Annotated in this window: 24 protein-coding genes and 2 pseudogenes; 14 read left to right on the top strand and 12 right to left on the bottom strand. The window is 62.1% G+C overall.

Annotated elements, in window-relative coordinates:
* The coding region (locus tag M5G18_RS06895; RefSeq protein ID WP_273926094.1) for a contractile injection system protein, VgrG/Pvc8 family at positions 1-401 on the bottom strand (401 nt) is incomplete at its 3' end.
* Between the two features lie 269 nt (positions 402-670).
* On the opposite strand from M5G18_RS06895, the gene M5G18_RS06890 reads away from it, so the two are divergent.
* On the top strand, positions 671-1,663 hold the full coding sequence (locus tag M5G18_RS06890; RefSeq protein ID WP_273898799.1) for a diaminopimelate epimerase: 993 nt from the start codon (positions 671-673) through the stop codon (positions 1,661-1,663).
* 143 nt (positions 1,664-1,806) lie between these two features.
* Here M5G18_RS06890 and codA read toward each other — a convergent pair whose 3' ends face one another.
* The 5 genes from codA to M5G18_RS06865 all read right to left on the bottom strand — a co-directional run bounded on the left by codA (position 1,807) and on the right by M5G18_RS06865 (position 6,927).
* On the bottom strand, positions 1,807-3,048 hold the full coding sequence (gene codA, locus M5G18_RS06885; RefSeq protein ID WP_085745866.1) for a cytosine deaminase: 1,242 nt from the start codon (positions 3,046-3,048) through the stop codon (positions 1,807-1,809).
* A 13-nt stretch (positions 3,049-3,061) separates the two neighbouring features.
* Positions 3,062-4,333, bottom strand: coding sequence for a cytosine permease (gene codB / locus M5G18_RS06880; protein ID WP_273898800.1), 1,272 nt, complete (start codon positions 4,331-4,333; stop codon positions 3,062-3,064).
* Positions 4,334-4,506: 173 nt separating this feature from the next.
* Positions 4,507-5,319, bottom strand: a complete 813-nt coding sequence (locus tag M5G18_RS06875; protein WP_273898801.1) for an alpha/beta fold hydrolase — start codon at positions 5,317-5,319, stop codon at positions 4,507-4,509.
* Between the two features lie 85 nt (positions 5,320-5,404).
* On the bottom strand, positions 5,405-5,761 hold the full coding sequence (gene queD / locus M5G18_RS06870; RefSeq protein WP_007955941.1) for a 6-carboxytetrahydropterin synthase QueD: 357 nt from the start codon (positions 5,759-5,761) through the stop codon (positions 5,405-5,407).
* 86 nt (positions 5,762-5,847) lie between these two features.
* Positions 5,848-6,927 (bottom strand): patatin-like phospholipase family protein, encoded by a 1,080-nt coding sequence (locus M5G18_RS06865; RefSeq protein ID WP_127798929.1) that lies wholly within the window; start codon positions 6,925-6,927, stop codon positions 5,848-5,850.
* Positions 6,928-7,073: 146 nt separating this feature from the next.
* Here M5G18_RS06865 and M5G18_RS06860 point away from each other — a divergent pair, with 146 nt between their 5' ends.
* Genes M5G18_RS06860 through M5G18_RS06845 form a run of 4 tightly spaced genes read left to right on the top strand, consistent with a single transcriptional unit; the run spans position 7,074 to position 9,675 of the window.
* Positions 7,074-7,382, top strand: a complete 309-nt coding sequence (locus M5G18_RS06860; protein WP_039770261.1) for a PepSY domain-containing protein — start codon at positions 7,074-7,076, stop codon at positions 7,380-7,382.
* On the top strand, positions 7,382-7,693 hold the full coding sequence (locus M5G18_RS06855; RefSeq protein WP_273898802.1) for a PepSY domain-containing protein: 312 nt from the start codon (positions 7,382-7,384) through the stop codon (positions 7,691-7,693). Before M5G18_RS06860 ends, M5G18_RS06855 begins: the two co-directional genes overlap by 1 nt.
* A gap of 3 nt (positions 7,694-7,696) precedes the next feature.
* Complete coding sequence (locus M5G18_RS06850; RefSeq protein ID WP_011335105.1) at positions 7,697-8,365, top strand: response regulator transcription factor; 669 nt, start codon at positions 7,697-7,699, stop codon at positions 8,363-8,365.
* Positions 8,362-9,675, top strand: coding sequence for a sensor histidine kinase (locus M5G18_RS06845; protein WP_273898803.1), 1,314 nt, complete (start codon positions 8,362-8,364; stop codon positions 9,673-9,675). The genes M5G18_RS06850 and M5G18_RS06845 overlap by 4 nt, the downstream gene beginning before the upstream one ends.
* A 198-nt stretch (positions 9,676-9,873) precedes the next feature.
* Here the strand turns inward: M5G18_RS06845 and M5G18_RS29015 are convergent, their stop codons facing one another.
* Both M5G18_RS29015 and M5G18_RS29010 read right to left on the bottom strand, forming a co-directional pair.
* Positions 9,874-10,629, bottom strand: coding sequence for a methyl-accepting chemotaxis protein (locus M5G18_RS29015; protein ID WP_371807414.1), 756 nt, complete (start codon positions 10,627-10,629; stop codon positions 9,874-9,876).
* A 102-nt stretch (positions 10,630-10,731) separates the two neighbouring features.
* A pseudogene (locus M5G18_RS29010) lies at positions 10,732-10,878 on the bottom strand (HAMP domain-containing protein); the annotation flags it as partial.
* A gap of 1,458 nt (positions 10,879-12,336) precedes the next feature.
* On the opposite strand from M5G18_RS29010, the gene M5G18_RS06835 reads away from it, so the two are divergent.
* The 3 genes and pseudogenes from M5G18_RS06835 to M5G18_RS29000 all read left to right on the top strand — a co-directional run bounded on the left by M5G18_RS06835 (position 12,337) and on the right by M5G18_RS29000 (position 15,429).
* Complete coding sequence (locus M5G18_RS06835) at positions 12,337-13,656, top strand: Na+/H+ antiporter family protein (RefSeq protein WP_007955962.1); 1,320 nt, start codon at positions 12,337-12,339, stop codon at positions 13,654-13,656.
* A gap of 90 nt (positions 13,657-13,746) precedes the next feature.
* A pseudogene (locus M5G18_RS29005) lies at positions 13,747-14,523 on the top strand (cache domain-containing protein); the annotation flags it as partial.
* An 84-nt stretch (positions 14,524-14,607) separates the two neighbouring features.
* Complete coding sequence (locus M5G18_RS29000; RefSeq protein WP_371807413.1) at positions 14,608-15,429, top strand: methyl-accepting chemotaxis protein; 822 nt, start codon at positions 14,608-14,610, stop codon at positions 15,427-15,429.
* Between the two features lie 214 nt (positions 15,430-15,643).
* Here the strand turns inward: M5G18_RS29000 and M5G18_RS06825 are convergent, their stop codons facing one another.
* Positions 15,644-16,579, bottom strand: coding sequence for a LysR family transcriptional regulator (locus tag M5G18_RS06825; RefSeq protein WP_273898805.1), 936 nt, complete (start codon positions 16,577-16,579; stop codon positions 15,644-15,646).
* Between the two features lie 111 nt (positions 16,580-16,690).
* On the opposite strand from M5G18_RS06825, the gene M5G18_RS06820 reads away from it, so the two are divergent.
* From M5G18_RS06820 to M5G18_RS06810, 3 genes are all read left to right on the top strand, one after another.
* Complete coding sequence (locus tag M5G18_RS06820; protein ID WP_039770247.1) at positions 16,691-17,179, top strand: DMT family transporter; 489 nt, start codon at positions 16,691-16,693, stop codon at positions 17,177-17,179.
* Positions 17,180-17,182: 3 nt separating this feature from the next.
* Entirely contained in the window at positions 17,183-17,638 is a 456-nt protein-coding gene (locus M5G18_RS06815; RefSeq protein WP_273898806.1) for a DMT family transporter, read from the top strand.
* A gap of 483 nt (positions 17,639-18,121) precedes the next feature.
* Positions 18,122-18,289, top strand: a complete 168-nt coding sequence (locus M5G18_RS06810; RefSeq protein ID WP_074689145.1) for a metallothionein — start codon at positions 18,122-18,124, stop codon at positions 18,287-18,289.
* A gap of 24 nt (positions 18,290-18,313) precedes the next feature.
* Here M5G18_RS06810 and M5G18_RS06805 read toward each other — a convergent pair whose 3' ends face one another.
* Together M5G18_RS06805 and M5G18_RS06800 are read right to left on the bottom strand one after the other, a co-directional pair.
* Positions 18,314-18,586, bottom strand: coding sequence for a hypothetical protein (locus M5G18_RS06805; RefSeq protein ID WP_273898807.1), 273 nt, complete (start codon positions 18,584-18,586; stop codon positions 18,314-18,316).
* A gap of 38 nt (positions 18,587-18,624) precedes the next feature.
* Positions 18,625-18,852, bottom strand: coding sequence for a DUF6555 family protein (locus M5G18_RS06800; protein WP_011335095.1), 228 nt, complete (start codon positions 18,850-18,852; stop codon positions 18,625-18,627).
* A gap of 137 nt (positions 18,853-18,989) precedes the next feature.
* Between M5G18_RS06800 and M5G18_RS06795 the strand changes: the two genes are divergently transcribed.
* From M5G18_RS06795 to M5G18_RS06785, 3 genes are all read left to right on the top strand, one after another.
* Positions 18,990-19,778, top strand: a complete 789-nt coding sequence (locus tag M5G18_RS06795) for an AraC family transcriptional regulator (protein ID WP_085608280.1) — start codon at positions 18,990-18,992, stop codon at positions 19,776-19,778.
* 89 nt (positions 19,779-19,867) lie between these two features.
* Positions 19,868-20,041 carry a DUF1427 family protein gene (locus M5G18_RS06790; protein WP_007958996.1) on the top strand — a complete coding sequence of 58 codons (174 nt, stop codon included), beginning with the start codon at positions 19,868-19,870 and terminating at the stop codon, positions 20,039-20,041.
* Between the two features lie 30 nt (positions 20,042-20,071).
* Positions 20,072-21,028 carry a quinone oxidoreductase family protein gene (locus M5G18_RS06785; protein WP_273898808.1) on the top strand — a complete coding sequence of 319 codons (957 nt, stop codon included), beginning with the start codon at positions 20,072-20,074 and terminating at the stop codon, positions 21,026-21,028.
* A 47-nt stretch (positions 21,029-21,075) separates the two neighbouring features.
* Here the strand turns inward: M5G18_RS06785 and M5G18_RS06780 are convergent, their stop codons facing one another.
* A complete protein-coding gene (locus tag M5G18_RS06780; protein ID WP_273898809.1) occupies positions 21,076-22,035 on the bottom strand; it encodes a nucleoside-specific channel-forming protein Tsx in 960 nt (319 codons plus the stop codon).
* Between the last annotated feature and the right edge of the window lie 220 nt (positions 22,036-22,255).

Here is a 22,255-nt window from a genome sequence, read left to right as displayed (position 1 = left end):
AAGCTGTAGGCGTTGCCCTTGATGCCATGCTCGTCGAGGATCAGCGCGATGATTTTCGGCGCCGACATCTGCTGGTAGATGCGCTGGTTGGTGCGGTGATGCAGGTATTGCAGTTGCGGCACCAGCGAGACTTTGTAGCGGGTCAGGCGCTTGCCGGCATCGCCCTGGGCAACGCGGTAGATCTGGCCGTGGATGCCCGAGCCCTGCGGATCGAGGGCGAGGAATGCCTGTTTGTGCAGGAGCTTTTCCAGGTCCAGATCCGGGTTCTCGCTGACCAGTTCCAGGTCGAAACGGAACGGCTGGCTGATGCCTTCGGTGCCGGTGAACGACAGCACTTGCAGGTCGCAAACGTAGTCCTCAACGGTCAGGCTGAAGTGCGTTTCGTTGGCTGGACTGAACATTTGACGCTCCTTGAGGTGAAACGGAATCTCCTGAAAGTTCTAACCTCGGCGAAAGCCTGATCCAGAACCGAGTCGGATCATAAAGGCTTAAAGTTGCGCAAAAAGTTGCGCACATGCCCTGAAAGCCACGGTTCATAAGGTCTGTTCGAAGTTGCTACGAAATGTTTCTTGGCGAAGTGATATCACTTTTGCTGATATTTCCAAGTGATTGTCGATCCCTCCAGGCGATAGAGTGGAGCGCAGACAGCAACCTGAACGCAGGAAACGAGATGGCAAAGTTCTACGATGCGCGCGGCAATATCTACGGCGTGGTTTCACCCCTACAGGTGCGTGAGGCGGGCATCGACCTGCCGGCCAACGCACAAGAGGCGGCGTCATCCAGAGCCATCTGGAGCGGGCAGGCCATTGCGACATTCTGCCAATGGCCTGACGCAATCCGGCCCGCCGGTGCCAAACATCATCGCAGCGATGGCTTGCTGATCGGCCCTTTTCAGTCCTCGGCACCCTTTGATCTGCTGATCGTCAACACCGACGGCACGCTGGCCGAGCGCAGCGGCAACGGTCTGACGATTTTTTCTCAGGCGCTGCTTGAGCAGGGGCTGATGCCAGAGCAGGGCGCATCGTTGCAGGTGCATCACGACAAACAGGATGCGCAGTCGCCCGTGCCGATCTCGGTCAAGCCGGCTGAGGTGGCGGGCGTGCAGGGCTTCTGGCTGGATCTCGGGCAACCCGGATTCGGCCCGGCAGCCGTCAGTGCGCTCGGCGTTGAACCGGTGCCTTTCAACGGTGTGGAAATCAGCCGTGTCAGACCGTTGGCGCAACTCGACCCCGCCTGGGCGCACAGCCAGTTCGTGCGCATCGGCAATCCACATTGCGTGACGCTGGTGCAGGATGAAGCCGCATTGCCGAGCAACGCGCAGATGCTTGAATCGCCGCTGACGGACAGTCTGACCGCAATCGCCTTCGCCGCACCTGTCGGTGCCGGCCAGCCGTGCCCGGCCGGGGTCAACCTGCAATGGGCGACGCGTGTCGGCGATCAGCGCATTGTGGCGCGGGTATTCGAACGGGGCGAAGGCCCGACCGCCTCATCCGGCACCAGCGCCAGTGCAGTGGCGAGCGCGGCGTGGCGGGTGGGCTGGGTGTCAGCGGGAGAGGTGCAGGTGGTGATGCCCGGCGGAACCGCGCCGATCCTGCTGGAGGAGTGCAATGGAGAACTGCTGCGAGCGCGCCTGTTCGGCACGGCGCACCCGACAGAAAAGTGAAGTCCCTTTCATGATCGTCCCCCCGGGAACGATGGATCCCTTGGGCTTCACTGTGAGCCGGTTCGCTGCGGTTGTCGCCTGTCAGATCTGACAGGTTGGCTCTATCGTTTTGCGATAAAACCGGCGCGAACCATAACCGCCACTCAACCCTCCACGAACTCCACCACCGGCATCTGCCGCTTCATCAGCACCTTGCCGTTGCGGATCGAATACAGCGGCAGGCCCTGGCTGCGGATCACTTCGTAATCGCTGTCTGCCGAGAGGATCAGCAGGTTGGCCGGGCGACCCTGTTCCAGACCGTAGCGTTCGCCAAGGTGCATGGCCTTGGCGCTGTTGTCGGTGACCAGGTCCAGCGCGCTCTGCAGGTTGCGGTAACCGAGCATGTGGCAGATGTGCAGGCCGGCTTCGAGTACCCGCAGGATGTTGCCGTTGCCCAGCGGATACCACGGATCGACGATCGAGTCCTGACCGAAGCAGACGTTCATGCCGGCTTCGAGCAACTCGTTCACGCGGGTCACGCCACGGCGTTTGGGGAAGTTGTCGAAGCGCCCTTGCAGGTGAATGCTTTCGGTCGGGCAGGAGACAAAACTGATCCCCGAATGCCCGAGCAGGCGGAACAGTTTGGCGCAGTAGGCGTTGTCGTAGGAGCCCATTGCGGTGGTGTGGCTGGCAGTCACGAGGGCGCCCATGTCGCGGCTGCGGGCCTCTTCGGCCAGCACTTCGAGGAAGCGCGAATGCGGATCGTCGGTTTCGTCGCAGTGCACGTCCACCAGGCAACCGGTGCGTTCGGCCAGGTCCATCAGGAATTTCACCGAGCTGACGCCCTGATCGCGGGTGTACTCGAAATGCGGAATCCCGCCGACCACGTCCGCGCCCATGCGGATCGCTTCTTCCATCAGCTCGCGGCCATTGCGGAACGACTCGATGCCTTCCTGGGGGAACGCGACGATTTGCAGGTCGATCAGGTGACGGCTTTCTTCGCGCACTTCGAGCATCGCCTTGAGCGCGGTGAGTTGCGGGTCGGTGACATCAACGTGGGTGCGCACGTGCTGGATGCCGTGGGCGGCGAGGGTCTGAATGGTTTTCTTCGCCCGGGTCTTGGTGTCTTCCTGGGTGATGGTGACCTTGCGCTCGCCCCAGCACTCGATGCCTTCGAACAGCGTGCCGCTCATGTTCCAGCGCGGCTCGCCGGCGGTCAGGGTGGCGTCGAGGTGAATGTGCGGCTCGACGAAGGGCGGCACCACCAGGTTGCCGCCGGCGTCGAGGTCGTCGGGGCCCAGGGTCGGCGCTTCGGTCTGGCGCGCGATGCTGCGGATCAGGCCGTCTTCGAGGTGCAATTCGTGCAGACCTTCCTGGTTGCGCAGTCGGGCGTTGATGATGTGCATCGGGCGAATCCTTTTATAGATCTTGTAGAGGGGCGGCCGCGTTGCGGGCGCCGAGCAGGCCGGTCACTGCGATATACGTTAACGCGGCAACGGCGATCCCGACCAGCGGCGCGACCCACGGCGAGCCGAACGCCGCGACGGTTCCGGCCGCGTAAGCCGCGAGCCCCGGCCAGTTGAACGCCGGTAACCGTGCGTCGGCCAGACGCGGATAACGCCCGCGCCAGCGGAAGAAAAAGTCCGCCATGATCACGCCGCCAATCGGCGGAATCACCGTGCCGAGCAGGATCAGGTAAGGCACCAACATGTCGTACATGCCCAGCAGCGCGAGCGCCGTGCCGATCACAGCACCGATCAGGGTCACGGTCTTGCGGCGCCCGGTGCGCAACAGGTTGCAGCCGGCAACGGCGAAGTTGTAGATGGTGTTGTCCTGGGTGCTCCAGATGTTCAGCAACAGCATCGCCATCGCTGCCATGGCGAAGCCCTGCAACAGCAGCACTTCGACCACGTCGGGCTGTTGGTAGACGATTGCGCCATAGGCGCCGATCAGCACCATCAGGCCGTTGCCGATGAAAAAACCGATCAGGCTGGCCAGCACCGCGACCCGTGCCGAGCGCGAAAATCGCGTCCAGTTGGTGGCCTGGGTCGCGCCGCTGACGAAAGTGCCAAACACCAGCGTGATGGCGGTCGACCAGTCCAGCGAACCACTGGGTACGACGCTGAGCAATCCGTCGAGGCCGCCGACTTTCACGGTCGCGACCCACATCGACAGCATCAGCAGCAACATCATTGCCGGCACCGCGATGTACGACAGAATCTCCAGCCCGCGATAACCGACATACGCCGTGGCGCAGAACACCAGGCCGAACAGCACCATCAGCCCCAGCACCGTGGCTTCGTTCAGATCGAAATACTTGCCGAGCACCACCGCCGCCGTCGCGGTGCCCCAGGCATACCAGCCGATCTGGGTGAACCCGAGAATCAGGTCGCTGAGCTTGCTGCCGACTTCACCAAAACAGAAGCGCCCCATCAGCACCGAGTTCAGCCCACTCTTGAAGGCGATGTAACCCAGGCCTGCGGCGTACACGCCGAGCAGCAGGTTGCCGATGACGATGACGGCGAGCATTTCGCCGAAGTTGAACGCCACGCCGAGCTTGCCGCCGGCAAACATGGTCGCGGTGAAGAAGGTGAAGCCCAGCAGCACCATCGCCGTGGAGGCCAGGCCTTTGCGCGCGTGCATCGGCACTTCGCTGAGGGGGTAATCGTTGCCGGGATCGTTTTGCGTCATGGGGGCGTTCCTTGCTGGAAAGGGGAGGACGCGAAGAGGTTGCAGCGGTCGTGCCAAACGCGATGTTGCGGGTATTTATAGACGAGGCACGGATGATCGGCGCGAAAGCAGTGCATTGGACGCTGCACCGAACCAAGTGGGAGCAGCTGTTCCCACAGGGTCACGGGATTGGATCAGAGGAACCGCAGCAGGGCGGCAACGATGGCTTCAGGCGCATCCTCCTGCACCAGATGCCCGGCATTCGGAATCGGATGAAACTGCGATCCCGGAATCATCTTGTGCAACTCGCGTCCGCGTTCGATGGGAATCCACTGATCCTGTTCGCCCCAGAGAATCTGCACCGGGCAGCGAATCGTCGGATACAGCGGCTGCGCTTCCAGCGTGTAGCGCTGATCCATTTGCGCAATCTGCCGGTAGAATGCCGCTTGCCCCGGATCGCCCAGCCACGGCTGCACGTAGGGCGCCAGTTCGTCATCGGGAATATCCCGGTGAATCGCCCCGCGAATGTAGGTCGGTACGATGGCGCGCTGGATGTAATCGGGCAGGCCGCTAAACGCCGCTTCATGCTGGCGCACGTGCTGCACGAACGGCGAGCCCCAAGGCGTCAGCGCCACCGGGTCGATCAGGGTCAGGCTGCGGTAATCCTTGCCGTTGAGCAGATGGGCGCGAAGGACGGTGGCGCCGCCAAAGTCGTGGGCGACCACGTCCGGGCGTTGCAGACTCCAGTGATCGAGCAACTGCGCGAGCAAATCGTTCTGCACGCCGAGGGAGACGTCGGCGTCCGGTTGCTCGGACCGCCCGTAGCCCAGCAGGTCGAAGTAATGCACCCGGTGCGTGGCGAAAAAGTGCGGCGCGATGCGGTGCCACACGTAAGACGAGAAGGGCGTGCCGTGCACGAACACCAGCGGCGGGCCGTCGCCGCGCACCCCGTGGCGAATCTGTCGCCCGTTGAAATCAAAGACCTGATCCAGCAGCCAGTCCGTCATGGGCCTGTCCTCTTGGCGGGTTCGAGCCAAAAAGCATAGGCGTAAAAAAACCACCGGTCTCGGTGGTTTTTTTGTGTCGCGGGATTTACTCGCCGCGATAAATGCAACCGCTGGTGCAGGTCTCGTGGATGCGGATCGCACTGAGTTCCGGCAGCAGAGGCTTCAATTCATTCCAGATGAATTTGGCCAGCACTTCGCTGGTCGGGTTCTCAAGGCCCGGAATGTCATTCAGGTAGTTGTGGTCCAGACGCTCGTACAGCGGCTTGAAAATCGCCTTGATCTCGGAGAAGTCACGGATCCAGCCGGTGTGCGGATCGAGGTCGCCGCTCAGGTGAATCGCCACTTTGAACGAGTGACCGTGCAGGCGTCCGCACTTGTGGCCGTCCGGTACGTGGGGCAGGCGGTGGGCGGATTCGAACGTAAATTCCTTGAAGATTTCCACAGTGATTTCAGCTCTGTTCAGATGGCGTTCGCCGCAGCGAATTCGGGCAGGCGGCGAGTTTACCAGCTTGTCCAGGGCTGTGCTGACTAAAGGGTCAGCAAGCGCTCCGCGAGGCGACCATTGGCAGTCAGCTCAAGGAACTCGTCGCCCATCCGGCGGCTCTCATCCATCGCCGCGCGCCAGTATTTCTGCCGGCTCGGCGCATCGCCCATGAAGCGCTTGAAGTCGTTACGGTCAGGGAGTTTGCCGTAGGGCAGGCGCGCCAGGTATTCCTTCGATGGCGCGAGCAACAGCACGTCCTGCAAGCGCTCGACCGAAGCTTTGCGCCACGGCAGGGTCTTGTCGAACCAGCCCGGAATCACCCGATCGGTGAAGTGCGGATACAGCACGATGCCGTCGCCGCTGTAGGGCAGGTCGAGGTGATAGTCGAGCAGACCGCCGTCGCGGAAGGTGCCGGCACCGGCACCCGGCAGGTCGCGCACGCCTTCCATGACCATCGGGATCGAGCCCGAGGCCAGCAGCGCCTGGCGCAGGTTGCCGGCGTCGAGGGCGACGAAGCGCGACGGGAAGTCATTCAGCGCATGCACCGGCGGCGCCAGACGCGGGTCGTGGATGATCAGCCGTTCGAAGTGCCGCGACAGCCGCGCGCGGCCCCGCAGGTTGTCGGCGATCACCGAGCCCAGCGCCAGCCCGAGCCGGCCGCGATGGTCGTCTGCCAGCCCGCCGTGGCTTTTGACCACCATGATGTTCAGGCGGTAATGGGCGTTGTCGAGAAGCAAGGCGTCGCGCCCGTCGAGCAGGTCATCGAGCATGCGCTGCGAACTGCGGCTGACGTCGCCGATGGTCACGCCTTTGTTGAAGTTCTGCTCGGTGTACAGATGGCCGAGGCGGCGGATGCCTTCGGCGGCGTCCGGCAAACAGGCGCTGGCGAAGCGCCACGAACCCACCGACGCACCGATCAGCGAACGCTCGCGCGGCGCCGCCGGCAGCCACTCGCCGAACAACGCCAGATCCAGCCCCTGAATTCCCAACGCCTTCGGCCCACCGGCAGCCCCGGGCAGGGTGCCGACGTCGGCGGCGTTCAGGCCTTGGGCACGAATGCGCGCCATGGCCCGGGGGCCGGCCTTGAGGGTGAGGGAAGGGAACTTGATGTGAATGGCGGTCATACCGGTCTCGATCGTTAGCAAGCGAAAGATTATAAGCACATGTTGCCGTGGCTGCAGGAGCAGACCCCATGATGGCAATTCAGTTTCAGTTAAGTTCGCACCGTTAAGGTGCCGCCCGTAGCGACACATAAAAATACGGAGACCCCATGAAAACCCTGACTGCCCTGACCATTGCCTCCATCATCGGCCTCACCGCCAGCACCGTCCACGCCCGCGATCTCGGCCCGGATGAAGCCCTGCGCCTGCGCGACGCTGGTACTATCGTCTCCTTCGAGAAGCTCAACGCCACCGCGTTGGCCAAACACCCGGGTTCGACGATCACCGACACCGAGCTGGAAGAACAGTACGGCAAGTACATCTACCAGATCGAACTGCGTGATCCGCAGGGGCTGGAATGGGACCTGGAACTGGACGCGGTGAGCGGGCAAGTGCTCAAGGATCATCAGGATACGTAATGAAGGTTAATGTTCGCGCCACCCGCCGTACGGCATTGGCGCTGGTGCTGTTTTGCTCGACGGCCATGGCCCGCGACCTGGGTCCCGACGAAGCCCTCAATCTGCGCAAGCAGGGCGTGATCCTGCCGCTGGAGCAAGTGCTGCAGCAGGCGATGGACCGTTATCCCGGCGCGAAACTGCTGGAAGTCGAGCTGGAAGAAAAACACGACGTCTACATTTATGAAGTCGAGTTGCTGACCGTCGAAGGTGTGGCCCGCGAGCTGCACCTGAGGGCCGACACCGGCGAACTCGTGAAAGACAAGGAAGATTGACCGATGCGCTTGCTTCTGGTGGAAGACCACGTACCGCTGGCTGACGAACTGCTCGCTGGCCTGCAGCGTCAGGGCTATGCGGTGGACTGGCTGGCGGACGGGCGCGATGCGGTCTATCAGGGCAGCAGCGAGCCCTATGACCTGATCGTCCTCGACCTCGGTCTGCCCGGCGTGCCGGGGCTTGAGGTGCTGGCGCAATGGCGCGCCGGCGGTCTGACGATTCCGGTGCTGATCCTCACCGCCCGCGATTCCTGGGCCGAGCGCATCGAAGGCCTGAAGGCCGGCGCCGACGATTACCTGACCAAGCCCTTCCATCCGGAAGAACTGTATTTGCGCATCCAGTCGCTGCTGCGCCGCTCCAAGGGCCAGGCCAACCAGCCGACGCTCAAGGCTGCTGGGTTGCATCTGGACGAAGGCCGTCAGTGTGTCGTGCGCGACGGTGCCGATATTCAGCTGACCGCTGCCGAATTTCGTCTGCTGCGCTACTTCATGCTGCACCCGGAACAGATCCTCTCCAAGAGCCACCTCGCCGAACACCTCTACGACGGCGAGACCGAGCGCGATTCAAACGTGCTTGAAGTCCACGTCAATCACCTGCGGCGCAAGCTCGGCAAAAGCGTGATCGAAACCCGTCGCGGTCAGGGTTATCTGTTTGGCGGACAGGCTTCGTGAGATCGATCCAGCGCCGCTTGAGCCTGGGGTTGATCAGCGTGCTGGTGGTCGTCGGCGTGCTGCTGGCGCAAACCAGTCTGTGGTTGTTCGAAGTGGGGTTGCAGCGCTATCTCGAAGCCGGCTTGCGTAACGACAGCGAGAGCCTGCTGGTGGCACTGGTTCGCGGGCCGCAAGGCTTGCAGCTGGATGAACGGCACTTGTCGCCGGCTTACCAGCGACCGTTTTCCGGGCATTACTTCCGCATCGATTTCGCCGACAGCCACTGGCGATCCCGCTCGTTGTGGGATCAGGATCTGCCGCTGCTCGAACGCTCCGGCCTGCACAGCAACCTGCAACTGGGGCCGGACGGTCAGCAACTGCTGGTGCTGCGTTCGGACTATCGACGGCTCGGCCAGTCGATTTCCATCAGCGTGGCCCAGGATTACACGCCGGTGCGCGAGAGCTTCCAGCGCATGCGCCAGATCGGCCTCGGCCTGGGGCTGGCCGGGTTGCTGCTGATTCTGTTGTTGCAACGCCTGACCGTGCGCCGCGCGTTGCGACCGCTGGAAAAAGCTCGCGAACAGATCGCCCAGTTGCAGCAGGGCCAGCGTTCACAACTCGATGAGCAAGTGCCGGCGGAACTGGAACCGCTGGTGGCGCAGATCAACCATTTGCTGGCGCACACCGAAGACAGCCTCAAGCGCTCGCGCAATGCCCTGGGCAATCTCGGGCACGCGCTGAAAACCCCGTTGGCGGTGCTGCTCAGTCTGGCGTCGAGTGAAAGGCTCGACGCGCACCCGGAACTGCGCAAGATCCTCAAGGAACAACTGGAACAGGTTCAGCAACGGCTGAACCGCGAGCTCAACCGCGCGCGGCTCTCTGGCGATGCGTTGCCGGGAGCGCTGTTCGATTGCGACGCAGAACTGCCGGGGTTGTTGTCGACTTTGAACATGATCCATGGCGAGCATCTGGAGCTGAGTTACGTGGCCCCGCCAGGCCTGCAATTGCCGTGGGATCGTGAGGACCTGCTGGAGCTGCTCGGCAACCTGCTGGACAACGCTTGCAAGTGGGCGGATGCCGAGGTGCGGCTGAGTGTGGTCGAAACGGCGGAAGGTTTTGTGCTGAGCGTGGAGGATGACGGGCCGGGGATTCCCGAGGCGCAGCGGGCTCAGGTGTTCAGCCGGGGGACGCGGCTGGATGAGCAGACCCATGGGCATGGGTTGGGGCTGGGGATTGTGCGGGATATTGTCGAGACGTGGGATGGGGTTTTGGTGTTGGGGGAGAGTGAGTGGGGTGGGTTGAAGGTGGAGATTCAGTTGCCTCGGCGGTGATCTTCGAGAGCCCCCTCACCCTAGCCCTCTCCCGGAGGGAGAGGGGACTGACCGAGTTGCTTTTTCGAGCTACGCCGACCTGATCTATCGAGTTGAACTCAGGTTTTGAACACCTTGGAGATCTGCTCCCTTTCCCCTCGCCCCCTTGGGGGAGAGGGCTGGGGTGAGGGGGTGCTTTTGATCTTCGACAAACTCCCGTCAAACGCGGAACTGATCCATCAAACTCTGCTGCTGATTCGCCAGACTATTGAGCGACTGACTCACCCGCGCCGATTCATTCGCCTGCCCCGACAGCGATTCCGTCACATCACGAATCGTCGCCACGTTGTTGTTGATCTCTTCAGCCACCGCGCTCTGCTCTTCGGCAGCGCTGGCGATCTGCAGGTTCATGTCGCTGATCACCGTCACCGCGTCGCCGATCTGGCGCAGCGCGGTCACGGCCTGGCCGACCTGTTCGACGCTGCCCTGGGCCTGGCGATGGCTGTTGCCCATCGAACCGACCACGTCCTGGGTGCCGTTCTGCAACTGTTCGATGACCTGACGGGTTTCTTCCACCGACTCTTGAGTGCGGCGGGCGAGGTTGCGCACTTCGTCGGCGACCACCGCAAATCCGCGTCCGGCTTCACCGGCGCGGGCGGCTTCGATGGCGGCGTTGAGTGCCAGCAGATTGGTCTGTTCGGCGATGGCGCGGATGGTTTCCAGCACGGTGCCGATCTTCTCGCTGTTGGCGGCCAGGCCTTCGACCTGCACCATCGCCGCGCTCATGTCGGCGGCGAGGGTGTCGATGCTGGCGGTGGTGCGGTCGATCACGGTCAGGCCCTGACGGGTGGCGCGATCGGCATCCTTAGCAGCTTCGGCGGCTTGCGCGGCGCTGCGGGCCACGTCCTGGGCGGTGGCGCTCATTTCGTGGGACGCGGTGGCCACCTGATCGACCTGACGGTATTGCTGCTCCATGCCGGCGCTGGTCTGGGTGGCGATCGCGGAAGACTGGTCGGCAGTGTTGCGTGCATCCTGCACCGAGCGTTTCACCTCGGCGATGATCGGTTGCAGCTTGTCGAGGAAGCGGTTGAACCAGCCGGCCAGTTGACCGAGTTCATCCTTCTTGTCGTAGGCCAGACGTCGGGTCAGGTCGCCTTCACCGCTGGCGATGTCTTCCAGCATGTGCGCTACACCGAGGATCGGTTTGGTCACGCTGCGGGCCATCAGCCACACCAACAGCAGGCCGATCAGTGCGGCGATTACGCCCAGGCTCAGTTCGATCAGGGTGCCGGAAGTGTTGCTGGCATCCAGTTGTTGCTTGAGCGCTTCGGCGCGGCTTACCAGAACCTTTTCCGGCACATCGAGCAGCACGCCCCACGACGGGCCGCCGGGAATCGGCTGGAACGGCGACAGCACTTTCAGCTGCGCATTGCTGTGCAGGCTGCTGACGGTGTGGCTCGAAGCGAGCAGACGCAGCAGTTCGGCGCCGCTGGTGGTGTCCACGGCATCCAGGCGCTGGCTGAGTTTATTGGCGTCCGGGCTGTAACCGGCGAGCAGACCGGCGGGGCTGATGATGCTCACAGCGGTCTGGCCGTCATAGAGCTTTTTGCTGGCGCTCTGGCTGATCGCTTGCAGGCTGTTGAGGTTGATGTCCACCGACAGCGAGGCGATGACTTTGCCGTTGACCATCAGCGGGAACACGATGCTGGTCATCAGCACCTTTTGCCCGTCGATCACATAGAAGTACGGTTCGATCACGCACGGCTTGAGCGTAGTGCGCGGACAGGTGAACCAGGCGTTGGCGGCCTGGCCGCTGGGGCCGGTGCTGGTGTCGGCCATGTCGCTTTCCGGCAGTGCCATCGAGGTCACTTTGCCTGGCGTCGGTTGCGACCAGTACAGGGCGAAGCGGCCCTTGTCGTTGCTGCCTAATTCATTTTGCCCAGCGAATAGTTCGTCTTTGCCGTCCAGCGCATTGGCTTCGAACACCAGCGACAGGCCGAGCAGATCCGGGTTGGCCTGCAGGGCCGATTTCACCTGACGGGTCATGTCTTCGCGCAGGTCGAAGGCATCGAGGAAGCGCTTCTCGGCCTGTTCACGCAGGAACAGCACCTGACGCGAGAAACCGTGGCCATATTGATAGGCGTCCATGAACTGCTGGCGAATGCCCGCTGCCTGGACTTCGCCCTGGGATTCGATGCGGGCCTGGGCCGATTCAGTGAGCATTTCCATGCTCGAAGCTTTCACCAGTTCGGAACTGTGCTCCATGCGATACAGCGAAAGACCCACCAACAGGGTCACGATACCGGCCAGGCAGAGCCCGGCGAGCAGGGTGATTTTCCATTGGATGGAAAGTTGTCTGAGCGACATGGAGGACGTCCTTATTCGATAAATATCTGAGACTTTGCACTGTAACGGCCGCGTTTCGACTTTCTTTATGGCGCAAATGCAATATGGCGAATTGACGCATGTTGTGGCGGATATGCCATCTTCAGCGCTTTGATCATGCAAAGTTACACAGTGGCGCGACCGCTCGCTTTGACACTGCGCCCGCTCTGCGGCACAGTGCGCGCCCTTCTAATAAGACCCTCTATGCAAATCCGCTGGCGACCCTCGTGGCTTGCCTGCCGGACTCATCCTGTCTGGCGGTGAATGGCTTTACCGTCGTGTTTTTGAGGTAGTGAAATGAATGCAGTGATTGCTGCGGTCGGCGTCATGCTGATCCTCAGCCTGTCCCGGGTGCATGTGGTGATCGCGTTGATCGTCGGTGCGCTGGTCGGTGGCCTGACCGGTGGTCTGGGCATCGACGCCACGCTCAAGGCCTTCAACAGTGGCCTGGGGGGCGGGGCGACAGTGGCGTTGTCCTACGCGTTGCTCGGCGCTTTCGCCGTGGCGATTGCCAAGTCCGGCCTGGCCCATGCGCTGGCCGACAAGGCTCTGGCGATGGTCGACCGCCAGCATGCGACCGGTGGTGGCAGCGTCAAATGGATGCTGATCGGCCTGCTGTGGGTGGTGGCGATCGCGTCGCAGAACATCCTGCCGATCCACATCGCGTTCATTCCGCTGCTGGTGCCGCCGCTTTTATATGTACTGACCAAGCTGCAACTGGATCGCCGACTGATCGCCTGCGTCATGACCTTCGGCCTGATCACGCCGTACATGGTGTTTCCGGTCGGTTTCGGCAACATCTTCCTCAACCAGATCCTGCTGGCCAACGTCAGCAAGGCTGGCGTGGATATCAGTCAGATCAATGTCATGCATGCCATGGCCATACCGGCGGCGGGCATGGTCTTCGGCCTGTTGCTGGCGGTGTTCTTCAGCTACCGCAAGAAGCGGGTCTACGACCTGGAAAAGATCGAGCAGGTGGAGCAGGTCAGCGTCGCCTACAACCCGATGACCATCGGCATCGCCGGTCTGGCCATCGCGGCGGCGTTCATCATTCAGTTGCTGCTGGATTCGATGATTATCGGCGCGCTGGCCGGGTTCCTGATCTTCTCGGCGTCGGGCATCGTCAAGTGGCGTGAGACCGACGACCTGTTCACCGAAGGCATGAAGATGATGGCGATGATCGGCTTCATCATGATCTCCGCCTCGGGCTTTGCCGAAGTGCTCAAGGCCACCGGCGAAGTGCGTTCGCTGGTTGAAAGCGCGGCGGCGTGGATTGATCACAGCCAGGCCATCGGCGCGCTGCTGATGTTGCTGGTGGGGTTGATGGTGACCATCGGTATCGGTTCGTCGTTTTCCACGGTGCCGATCCTCGCGGCGATTTTTGTGCCGCTGTGCGTGCAACTGGGCTTCAGCCCGATGGCGATCGTCTGCATCGTCGGCACGGCCGGGGCGCTGGGCGATACCGGTTCGCCGGCCTCGGATTCGACCCTCGGCCCGACCTCCGGCCTGAACGTGGACGGCCAGCATCACCATATCTGGGACACCGTGGTCCCGACCTTCCTGCACTACAACCTGCCGCTGCTGGCGTTTGGCTGGGTGGCCGCGATGGTCCTGTAACACTGCCCCTGCGGGGGCTCACTCAACTTTTGTTCCGGTGTGCCGTTAAAGCCTTTATCCACGCCAATAAAACCAAAAGAGTGAGCCCCCATGCGCCTGAGTCTCAAGGCTAAAGTCCTGTCCCTTGCCGTCCTTCCGGTCTTGCTCTTTGCGCTGGTGATCAGCCTGACCACGCTGTTCATCCTTCAGGAACAGGCGCGCAAGGAAGTCGAACAGACCCGCGAACGCCTGCTCGGCGACGCCAAGGCCACCCTGGCCAGCTACGTCGCCGTGGCCATGACCACCATCAAACCGTTGTACGACGCCGCCGCCCCCGGTGACGCCGATGCGCGGGCGCAGGTCATCAAGCTGCTGTCGAGCATCAAGTACGGCAAGGACGGCTACTTCTTCGGCTACGACTCCGAGACCGTGCGCCTGTTCAAGGCCAACGACCCCGAAGGCGTGGGCAAAAGCTTCAAGGACAACCGCGACCCGAACGGCGTCTACGTCAACCGCGACCTGGTGAAAGTCGCGAAGGACGGCACCCACTACCTGCAATACAGCTCGCCGCTGCCGGGCAACGCGCAAGTGCTGGTGCCGAAACTCGGCTACACCGAATACCTGGCGAAGTGGGACATGGCGGTCGGTACGTCGGTCAACCTCGACGGCATCGAAGCGCAAGTGGCGGTGGTCGAGGCCAAGGTGCAGGAGCGCATGCAGGGCGTGGTGCTGAGCATCGTCGGCGTGGCGGTGGTGGTGTTGCTGGTGATCGCGGCGGCGGGGATGCTGCTGGCCAACACCATTCTGCGACCGTTGACCCTGATGAAAGCCAACCTCGATGACATCGCGGCGGGCGAGGGCGACCTGACCCGGCGCCTGACCATCACCAGCCAGGACGAACTCGGCGAACTGGCCGGCTCGTTCAACCGTTTTGTCGACAAGATCCACGGCCTGGTGCGGCAGATCACCGAGATGACCTCGCAACTGACCGGTCTGGTGACACAAGTGTCGGATCAGGCCCAGCGCTCCGATCAGGCCATGGAACGTCAGCGCCACGAAACCGATCAGGTCGCCACGGCAATCAACGAAATGTCCGCCGCCGCGCAGGAAGTCGCCAAGAGCGCGCAGAACGCTGCCGTCGCCGCGCAGCAGACCGACGAAGAAGGCCAGACCGCCAAGCGCGTGGTGGCCGGCAGCATCAAGCAGATTCATGCGCTGGTGGATGACATCCGCAGCAGCGGTGTGTCCCTCGACAGCCTGCAGCAGGACGTGTCGTCGATTGTCGGCGTGCTCGGGGTGATCCGCTCGATTGCCGAACAGACCAACCTGCTGGCGCTCAACGCTGCGATTGAAGCAGCACGGGCGGGCGAGGCCGGGCGCGGGTTTGCGGTGGTGGCGGACGAGGTGCGGGCGCTGGCGTCGCGCACGCAGATCAGCACTCAGGAAATTCAGGGGATGATCGACCGCTTGCAGGCGGGGACGCAGTCGGCGGTTGAGGCGATGCGTCGTTCCAGCGAGGCGGGTGACGGCACCTCGGCCCAGGCCAATCAGGCGGGGGCGTCGCTGGATGCGATGGCGGATCTGATTGCGACGATCAACTCGATGAACGCGCAGATTGCCAGTGCTGCGGAGGAGCAGACCGCTGTGGCGGAAGAGATCAACCGCAGCGTGCATCAGATTGCGGTGGCGGTGGATAACGTGGCGGACGAGACCCAGTTGGGGGCGCAGACTTCGCGGAGTCTGGCGGAGTTGGGGCAGCGGTTGGGCAAGTTGGTGGGGCAGTTCCGTATCTGATATTTGGGTGAATCCTCAAGCGGGCCCTCACCCTAGCCCTCTCCCGGAGGGAGAGGGGACCGACCGAGTTGTCTTGCGCTAAACGCCGACCTGAAAGACCGAATCGAATATGGATTCAAAACAAATCTTTCAGGTCGGCGTACTTCTCCAATATCCCCCGATCGGTCCCCTCTCCCTCCGGGAGAGGGCTAGGGTGAGGGCCGGCTTTTGATCTTCAGGGGCGATCCCAATACGGCACTTCGCCAAAACACTCAACAAAGAAATCAATCACCGTCCGCACCTTCACCGACAACCGCCGACTCCCCGGCCACAGCACCGAAATCTGCTGCGGCTCCACACTGTTCGACACCTGATAATCCCCCAACACCGGCACCAGCGTCCCCTCACGCACCGCCTCGCCGATCAGCCATGACGGAAACATCACCAGCCCCAGCCCTTGCACAGCGGCCTGGGTCAATGTGTCTGCGTGGTTGCCGGTGATCGGGCCCTTGACTGCATACGGTGTCCACTCGCCCTGATCCTGACGGAAAAACCAGCGCTGCTGGCCGGTCGCGCCCTTGTAGGCCAGGCACTGGTGATGGGCGAGGTCTTCGGGATGTTGTGGCGTGCCGAAACGCTTGAGATACGCGGGACTGGCCGCGACCTGAAACCGGTGCGGCGCGAGGATCCGCGCCTGCATGCTTGAATCGTGCAGCGGGCCGATACGGAACAGCAGGTCGGCGCCTTCCTGCAGCGGATCGATGTAGTGGTCGGTTTGCTGGATGTCCAGTTGCAGCTTCGGATAGCGCTCGCACAAACGGCCCAGCCATGGCGTCAGGTGGCGCTGGCCGAACACCACCGGGGCGTTGATTCGCACCAGACCGGTCGGTTCGCTTTGCTGTTCCTGCAACGCCTGTTCGGCTTCTTCCAGTTGCACCAGCACCAGCCGCGCGTGGTGGCCGAGCATGCGCCCGGCTTCGGTCGGCGTGACCGCTCGGGTGTGGCGGTAGAGCAATTGCTGGTTCAGCGCTTGCTCCATCAACTGGATCTGCCGGGATATCGAAGAGGGCGCCACGCCCTCGCGGCGGGCGACTTCGGAGAAACTGCCGTGGTCGAGCACCGCCACAAACAGCCTTAGCGCTTTGAATCCCAGTTCGTTGAGCCCGTGCATCGTGTGTCCTGCTGTGCGAGTTGCGCAAAAGTGTTGTCTGGATGCTCCCATTTATCGCACAGCTGCGCCAGCCGATAATCCGCGCCATCGTTTCTTTCAGAGGTTTTTCAGATGCAGTCGTTTGATGAAGTGAGTGCCGCGCCGGCGCCGGTTGCGCGGCCGGGTTTGCGTTTGTTGCTGTTGCCGTTGGTGATTCTGGCCGGGATGGGTTTGTCGGTGGAGGCGGGGTTGCTGGGGCCGTTGGGTGAGCAGGTCGGGCATTTGTGGGCGACCTTGAGCATTTTCGGGGTGGGCTCGGCGATTCTGTTTTTGTTGTTGCTGTTTGCGGGGCCGCAGAAGGGGCCGGCGCTGACGGATCTGCCGCGCTGGCAGTTGATTGGCGGTTTTTTGGGACCGATGTATGTGGTGGTGTTGACGCTGGCGACGCCGCATATCGGGATTGCGATGACGATGATTGCGATTTTGTCGGGGCAGGTTGGCAAGAGTGTGTTGATTGACCATTTCGGGTGGTTTGGGGCTACGCGCAAGAAGGTCAATGCTGAGCGGTGGCTGGCGTTGGGGTTGATTGTGGCGGCTTTGGTTTTGATTGCGCGGGGGTGAGTGATGAGTCTGGTTATTTTGTTGGCGGTGGTGGTGTTGGCGGGTGCGGTGTTGAGTGTGCAGGCGGCGATCAATGGGCGGTTGGGGGAGACCGTTGGGGTGTTGCGCAGTAGTTTGTTGACGTTTGTCGTCGGCGCTGTTTCTACGGGGTTGTTGATTTTGTTTTTTGAGCCTGCTCAGGCGGTGAGTTTGCTGGAGGTGCCGAAGTGGCAGCTCAGCGGTGCTTTGTTTGGCGTGGTTTACATGATGGTCATGGTTGGCGCGGTACCGCGCGTCGGTACGGCCGTGGCGACGGTGGCAGTGATTGTCGGGCAACTTGGGATGGGGATGCTGATCGACAATTTTGGCTGGCTGGGCAACCCCGCAATCGAATTGTCCGGGGCGCGGATTCTGGCGATGGTTTGTTTGGGGCTGGCGCTGGTATTCATGTATCGCAGCAGCGTGCGCCAGGCCGTTTGAACTTGGCGGCCTTCGGGCCGACCATGCTCTTGGGGTTTTGGGTGAATATCCGTTTCTTCGGGGGTGGCCGCTGGCGGTTTCGCTTTTACAGCGAGTCACTTTGGCAAACGCCCCAAAGTAACCAAAGGTCTTGGGCCCTGACGTACGGCCCTCGCTGTGGCTCGGGTTCCTTCGCTCCGGGATTGATCCGGGGGCATCGCCTACGGTTTGCTTCGCTGCACCTCCTCTCGATGCATGCGGCTGCGCCGCACGGTCGCTGCGCTCCCACCCCCGGATCAATCCCTCCACTCAGCCTGCCGACGGGCCTTGAGATCAAAAGCTTTACTCGAGCTAACGCTCATTGTGGTGAGTGGTGGGGGGGATGGTTGAGGGTGAGGGTTGAGTGGTTTGGTTGCTGGGTTGTTGGGTGCTTTTCACCTTCTACACTGGTAGCACGGCTTGTTCTTTCGGCCTCAGACAACCACCACTGAAGGAGTCTGTTCCATGGCAGATAGAAAATGCGATTGTCCGGGATGTCGTTGCACGATCAAGGAGGGTGAGCATTCTTATGTGGCGCACGGTAAGCATTATTGCTGTGAGGCCTGTGCGCATCATCACAAGAGTGGTGAGGAGTGTTCGGGCAAGGGGTGTCAGTGTGCGCATCCCAAGTAATCTCGGGTATTGAAAAAGTGGAGCCTAGTCGGGCTCCACTTCCAGTTTCAGGCTGTCGTCGTCCAGGCGTTCGGTGTGGCGGACGTTGCCTTGCAGGCGGCGGCCTTCGACGTTGACGACGATGGTTTTGGCCTGTTCAAGGTCTTCCGGCAAGGGGGCCGGGACGCGCAGGGCGAAGCGGTAGGGGTCGTTTTCGACGGGTTCCAGGCCAACCGGGCAGTCGACGCTTTTGGTGATGCGGCCCAAGAGGGTGTCCAGGCCGTAGTCCAGGTGCGCCGGGCTGTTGATGGTTGTCATGTTGTTCCCCCCGAAATAGTCCCCGCCTGCGCGCAAGCTTAGCTGGCCGGTCGCCATGTGACGTTTTCCACGCCGAATTTTTCTGCCATCGGCTTGCTGGTCTTTTGCACTTTCTCCCGGCCGAAACGCGGGATGCGGCCGACCCCTGCGTCGCAGCTTGCCCAGTGCCACGCCTCGGTGTTGTCCATTTTGTCCGAGCGGATAATGAACGACTTTGGCGCGCCGTGAAGGGTGTAATCGATGACGTACAGTTTTGCGTTGTTCATAAAGCCCATCTTCCTCCCTGTGGTAATAGAAGGATCGCTGCGCTCCGGGAAAATTCACTCGGATTGTCCGACGGTATCTATCAATGGCGAGGTTCCGGTCGGACTGGTTACCATGGCGCTTTCGCCAACCCCGATGAATGTTCGCCATGGCCCTCGCTGCGCCCCCCGATCTGAGTGATACCGATGTGCCGGTGCAGCCGCTGGCGCGCACCTATCCGCGTGGGTTGTTCATCGAGCCGCACGAGCATGTCTGGGGGCAGTTGCTGTATGCGATGAGCGGGGTGATGTGGGTCGAGACCCCGCACGAGGCGCTGGTGGTGCCGCCGCAGCGGGCGGTGTGGTTGCCGCCGGGGGTGCCGCACGGGATTCGGGTGGTGTCGGATTTGCAGATGCGCAATATCTACCTGCGCCCGGCGCTGGCGGCGACGCTGGATCAGACGGTGCAGGTGATCGAGGTCGGTGGTCTGCTGCGTGAGTTGATTGTCGGGCTGGTGGCGCAGGGCGACAGCGGTGATGCCGAGTATTACGAGGCGCTGGTCGGGCTGGCGCTGCTGGAGCTGAAACGTGCAAGGCGTTCGCAGTTGAAGATCCCGCTGCCGGACGATGCCGACCGGCGGTTGATGAGTCTGTGTCAGGCGGTGATGGCCGCGCCGTCGCTGGATATTCCTTTCGAGCAACACGCCGAAAACGCCGGGGCCAGCGTGAGAACGCTCGCGCGGTTGTTCAAGGAAGGGCTGGGCATGGGCTTTGCCGAGTGGCGGCGGCAGGTGCAGTTGGCGACGGCGGTGGCGGAGTTGATCCAGGGCGTGCCGGTCAGCGCGATTGCCCGTGAGCTGGGTTATTCGCCGAGCAGTTTCAGCGACATGTTCCGTCGGGAGCTGGGGGTTGCGCCTTCGCAGTTCGATGGCGGGCCGCTTGCCGGCTGATTTGGCCGAAATTCAGAAGTCCTTGGCCGATGCCGGTCGCAGCCTTTCCCTAGACTTTGCCCATTCCTGTTTTGTGGCGGAGTGATCCCATGAATTACCTGATTTCACTGGGCGTCGGTCTGGGTGTCGGCCTGCTGTATGGCGCGCTGGATGTCCGGTCTCCGGCGCCGCCGACCATCGCGCTGGTGGGCCTGTTGGGCATGCTGGCGGGCGAGCAGTTGTGGCCGATGGGCCGGCAACTGGTCAGTGGCTGGCTGTCCTGAATTTCCTTTTTTCATTCGGTGGATGAACTCATGAAAGCACTGCAATTCGATAAAACCGGCGACCTGTCGTCCCTGTGCTTCGTCGAGGTGCCGACGCCGGTGCCGGGCGCTGACGAGGTGTTGGTGCAGATCAGGGCTGCGGGCCTCAATCCCAGCGACGTGAAGAACGTGCTCGGGCGTTTCCCCTACACCACGCTGCCGCGTATTCCCGGTCGGGACTTTGCCGGTGTCGTGGTCGAGGGGCCGCAGGCGTTGATCGGTCAGGAGGTCTGGGGCACCGGGCGTGAGCTGGGTTTCTTCGCTGATGGCTCCCATGCGCAGTTCGTCAAACTGCCGGCCAATGGCGTGGCGCATAAACCTTCGCATTTGAGTTTCACCCAGGCCGCCAGCCTCGGCGTGCCTTACACCACAGCGTGGGATGCGCTGGAGCGCAGTCTGGTGAGTGCCGAAACCCGTTTGCTGGTGATCGGCGGCGGGGCGGTGGCGACGGCGGCACTGGCGCTGGCCAAGGTGCGTGGCGCGCAGTTGCTGGCGGCGGCGCGGCGGCCGGAGCAGGTCAAGGATTTGCAGGCGCAGGGTTATCAGACGATCCAGCTGGATAAACCCGAGGATCTCGGTGCGCAGGTCAACGCGGTGTATCGCGGCGGTGCCGACGTGATTTTCGACACCACCGGTTTCTGGCTGCCGGCCTCGGTGGCGGCGCTGGCAACTTTCGGGCGGATCGCGATCATCGCTGCGCCAGTCGATGGGCATGTGCAGTTGCCGGCGCTGGCCCTGTATCGCAAGGGCGGTTCGGTGGTCGGCATCAACTCGTTGCTGTATGGCGTTGAGGCCTGCGCGGCGATGCTGGAACAGTTCGGCCGGTTCTTCGACGAAGACCTGCTGCCACTGCCGCAAGGGCTGGTGGAAGCGCCGTTGGCCGAAGGGCTGGCGCGGTATGCCGATGTGAATCAGGGCAGCGGTGACAAGGTCATCCTGATTCCTTGATGCAAAACGACAAGGGCTCGCAACCTATGGCTGCGAGCCCTTGCGCTTTAGAACTGATACCCGACCCCCGCGTAATACCCCCAGCCATTGGAACGTGCACGGAAATTACCGTCGCCGAAATTCAGCTCGCTGCCGTCCTCCCAGTTGCCGCCGTTGTGGAAATAACGGCCGACCAGGGTGAAGCGCAAGTGGGTGAACGAGTACAGCAACACGTTGGTCGCCACCGTGGCATTGGCGGTGCGCGCCGGGTTGTCCTTGTGGATGTCCGAGCCGAAATCGAAGTTGGTGAAGCCGATGTAGGTCAGCGAGGCACCGTTGCTGAATTTGTCGATCGGCACGATGTACTTGAGCTGCGCGCGGTAGCCGTCCCACGAATATTCGTTGCTGGCGCCGTAGTTTTCCCACTGGTAGCGCCCGTACAGGTTGGCCGACAGATTGATCCGCGAATGGGTGTCGATGTCGGTGCCGAAACCGCTGTACAGCGTGTTGGCGCGGTTCTCTTTGCGGCTGCCGTGGTCGTAGATCCAGTCGAACGCCACGTACCATTCCTTGAACGGCCCGATGGCCAGGCTGCGCCCGGCGAGGTAGTCGATGGAGATGCGCGGCTCGTGCTCCATGAACACCGGCGAGCCGTGATCCCACACGCCTTTGTCATGGCTGTTGCCGATGTTGAAGATCTTCGGAATGTCGATGTAGCCGTACAGCTCGAACGGACCCTTGCGCCCGAAGTACTCGTATTCCAGGTAGATGTCGTCGGCCGGTTGCGGGCCGAAGCTGATGTCCTTGCTGCCGATCAGCATCAGGTCCTGGTTGTACCAGTCCGACAGGTACGCGCCTTTTTTCGGCGGGCTGGCTTCGGGACTGAGGGCTTCGCCCTGGGCGGACTCTTCGGGCAGGGCAGGCTGCGCCAATGTGGTCTGACTGAGAACTCCGGTAACGCCGGCCAGTAGCAGGGAAACAGCAAAGGTGCGCACACCGCGACGACGGTGGCAGGAGGAAACGTGCATTCAAAGTCCTTTTTGCGGATCAAGGCCCGGAATCATGGGGCCTGTACGGTTTTGTAACGAAAAGGCAGTCAACAGCGACTAGCAAACGTTTGCACAAGCCGTACCAGTTTCTCAAGTGGCTGAAAAATCGATTGATTCGCGGGTTTACCTGGCGACTCGGTCAACTCCTCTCAAAAGGGCCCGAAAAAGGCCTCAACAGCCTGTTCAGAACGGCCGGAAG

Source organism: Pseudomonas aphyarum (genome assembly GCF_028657055.1).
Taxonomy (GTDB): domain Bacteria; phylum Pseudomonadota; class Gammaproteobacteria; order Pseudomonadales; family Pseudomonadaceae; genus Aquipseudomonas; species Aquipseudomonas aphyarum.
This window is presented reverse-complemented; position numbering and strand designations above follow the sequence as displayed.

Excerpts from the sequence above, each read along its gene's own strand:
- M5G18_RS06810 (WP_074689145.1), top strand. The coding sequence starts at position 18,122 with ATGGCAGATAGAAAATGCGATTGTCCGGGATGTCGTTGCACGATCAAG.
- M5G18_RS06850 (WP_011335105.1), top strand. The coding sequence starts at position 7,697 with ATGCGCTTGCTTCTGGTGGAAGACCACGTACCGCTGGCTGACGAACTG.
- codA (WP_085745866.1), bottom strand. The coding sequence starts at position 3,048 with ATGCACATCATCAACGCCCGACTGCGCAACCAGGAAGGTCTGCACGAA.
- M5G18_RS06805 (WP_273898807.1), bottom strand. The coding sequence starts at position 18,586 with ATGACAACCATCAACAGCCCGGCGCACCTGGACTACGGCCTGGACACC.
- M5G18_RS06785 (WP_273898808.1), top strand. The coding sequence starts at position 20,072 with ATGAAAGCACTGCAATTCGATAAAACCGGCGACCTGTCGTCCCTGTGC.
- M5G18_RS06875 (WP_273898801.1), bottom strand. The coding sequence starts at position 5,319 with ATGACGGACTGGCTGCTGGATCAGGTCTTTGATTTCAACGGGCGACAG.
- M5G18_RS06855 (WP_273898802.1), top strand. The coding sequence starts at position 7,382 with ATGAAGGTTAATGTTCGCGCCACCCGCCGTACGGCATTGGCGCTGGTG.
- M5G18_RS06780 (WP_273898809.1), bottom strand. The coding sequence starts at position 22,035 with ATGCACGTTTCCTCCTGCCACCGTCGTCGCGGTGTGCGCACCTTTGCT.
- M5G18_RS06865 (WP_127798929.1), bottom strand. The coding sequence starts at position 6,927 with ATGACCGCCATTCACATCAAGTTCCCTTCCCTCACCCTCAAGGCCGGC.
- M5G18_RS06815 (WP_273898806.1), top strand. The coding sequence starts at position 17,183 with ATGAGTCTGGTTATTTTGTTGGCGGTGGTGGTGTTGGCGGGTGCGGTG.
- M5G18_RS06835 (WP_007955962.1), top strand. The coding sequence starts at position 12,337 with ATGAATGCAGTGATTGCTGCGGTCGGCGTCATGCTGATCCTCAGCCTG.
- codB (WP_273898800.1), bottom strand. The coding sequence starts at position 4,333 with ATGACGCAAAACGATCCCGGCAACGATTACCCCCTCAGCGAAGTGCCG.
- M5G18_RS06890 (WP_273898799.1), top strand. The coding sequence starts at position 671 with ATGGCAAAGTTCTACGATGCGCGCGGCAATATCTACGGCGTGGTTTCA.
- M5G18_RS06795 (WP_085608280.1), top strand. The coding sequence starts at position 18,990 with ATGTTCGCCATGGCCCTCGCTGCGCCCCCCGATCTGAGTGATACCGAT.
- M5G18_RS06860 (WP_039770261.1), top strand. The coding sequence starts at position 7,074 with ATGAAAACCCTGACTGCCCTGACCATTGCCTCCATCATCGGCCTCACC.
- M5G18_RS29015 (WP_371807414.1), bottom strand. The coding sequence starts at position 10,629 with ATGGAGCAGCAATACCGTCAGGTCGATCAGGTGGCCACCGCGTCCCAC.
- M5G18_RS06800 (WP_011335095.1), bottom strand. The coding sequence starts at position 18,852 with ATGAACAACGCAAAACTGTACGTCATCGATTACACCCTTCACGGCGCG.
- M5G18_RS06820 (WP_039770247.1), top strand. The coding sequence starts at position 16,691 with ATGCAGTCGTTTGATGAAGTGAGTGCCGCGCCGGCGCCGGTTGCGCGG.
- M5G18_RS06825 (WP_273898805.1), bottom strand. The coding sequence starts at position 16,579 with ATGCACGGGCTCAACGAACTGGGATTCAAAGCGCTAAGGCTGTTTGTG.
- M5G18_RS06790 (WP_007958996.1), top strand. The coding sequence starts at position 19,868 with ATGAATTACCTGATTTCACTGGGCGTCGGTCTGGGTGTCGGCCTGCTG.
- M5G18_RS29000 (WP_371807413.1), top strand. The coding sequence starts at position 14,608 with ATGACCTCGCAACTGACCGGTCTGGTGACACAAGTGTCGGATCAGGCC.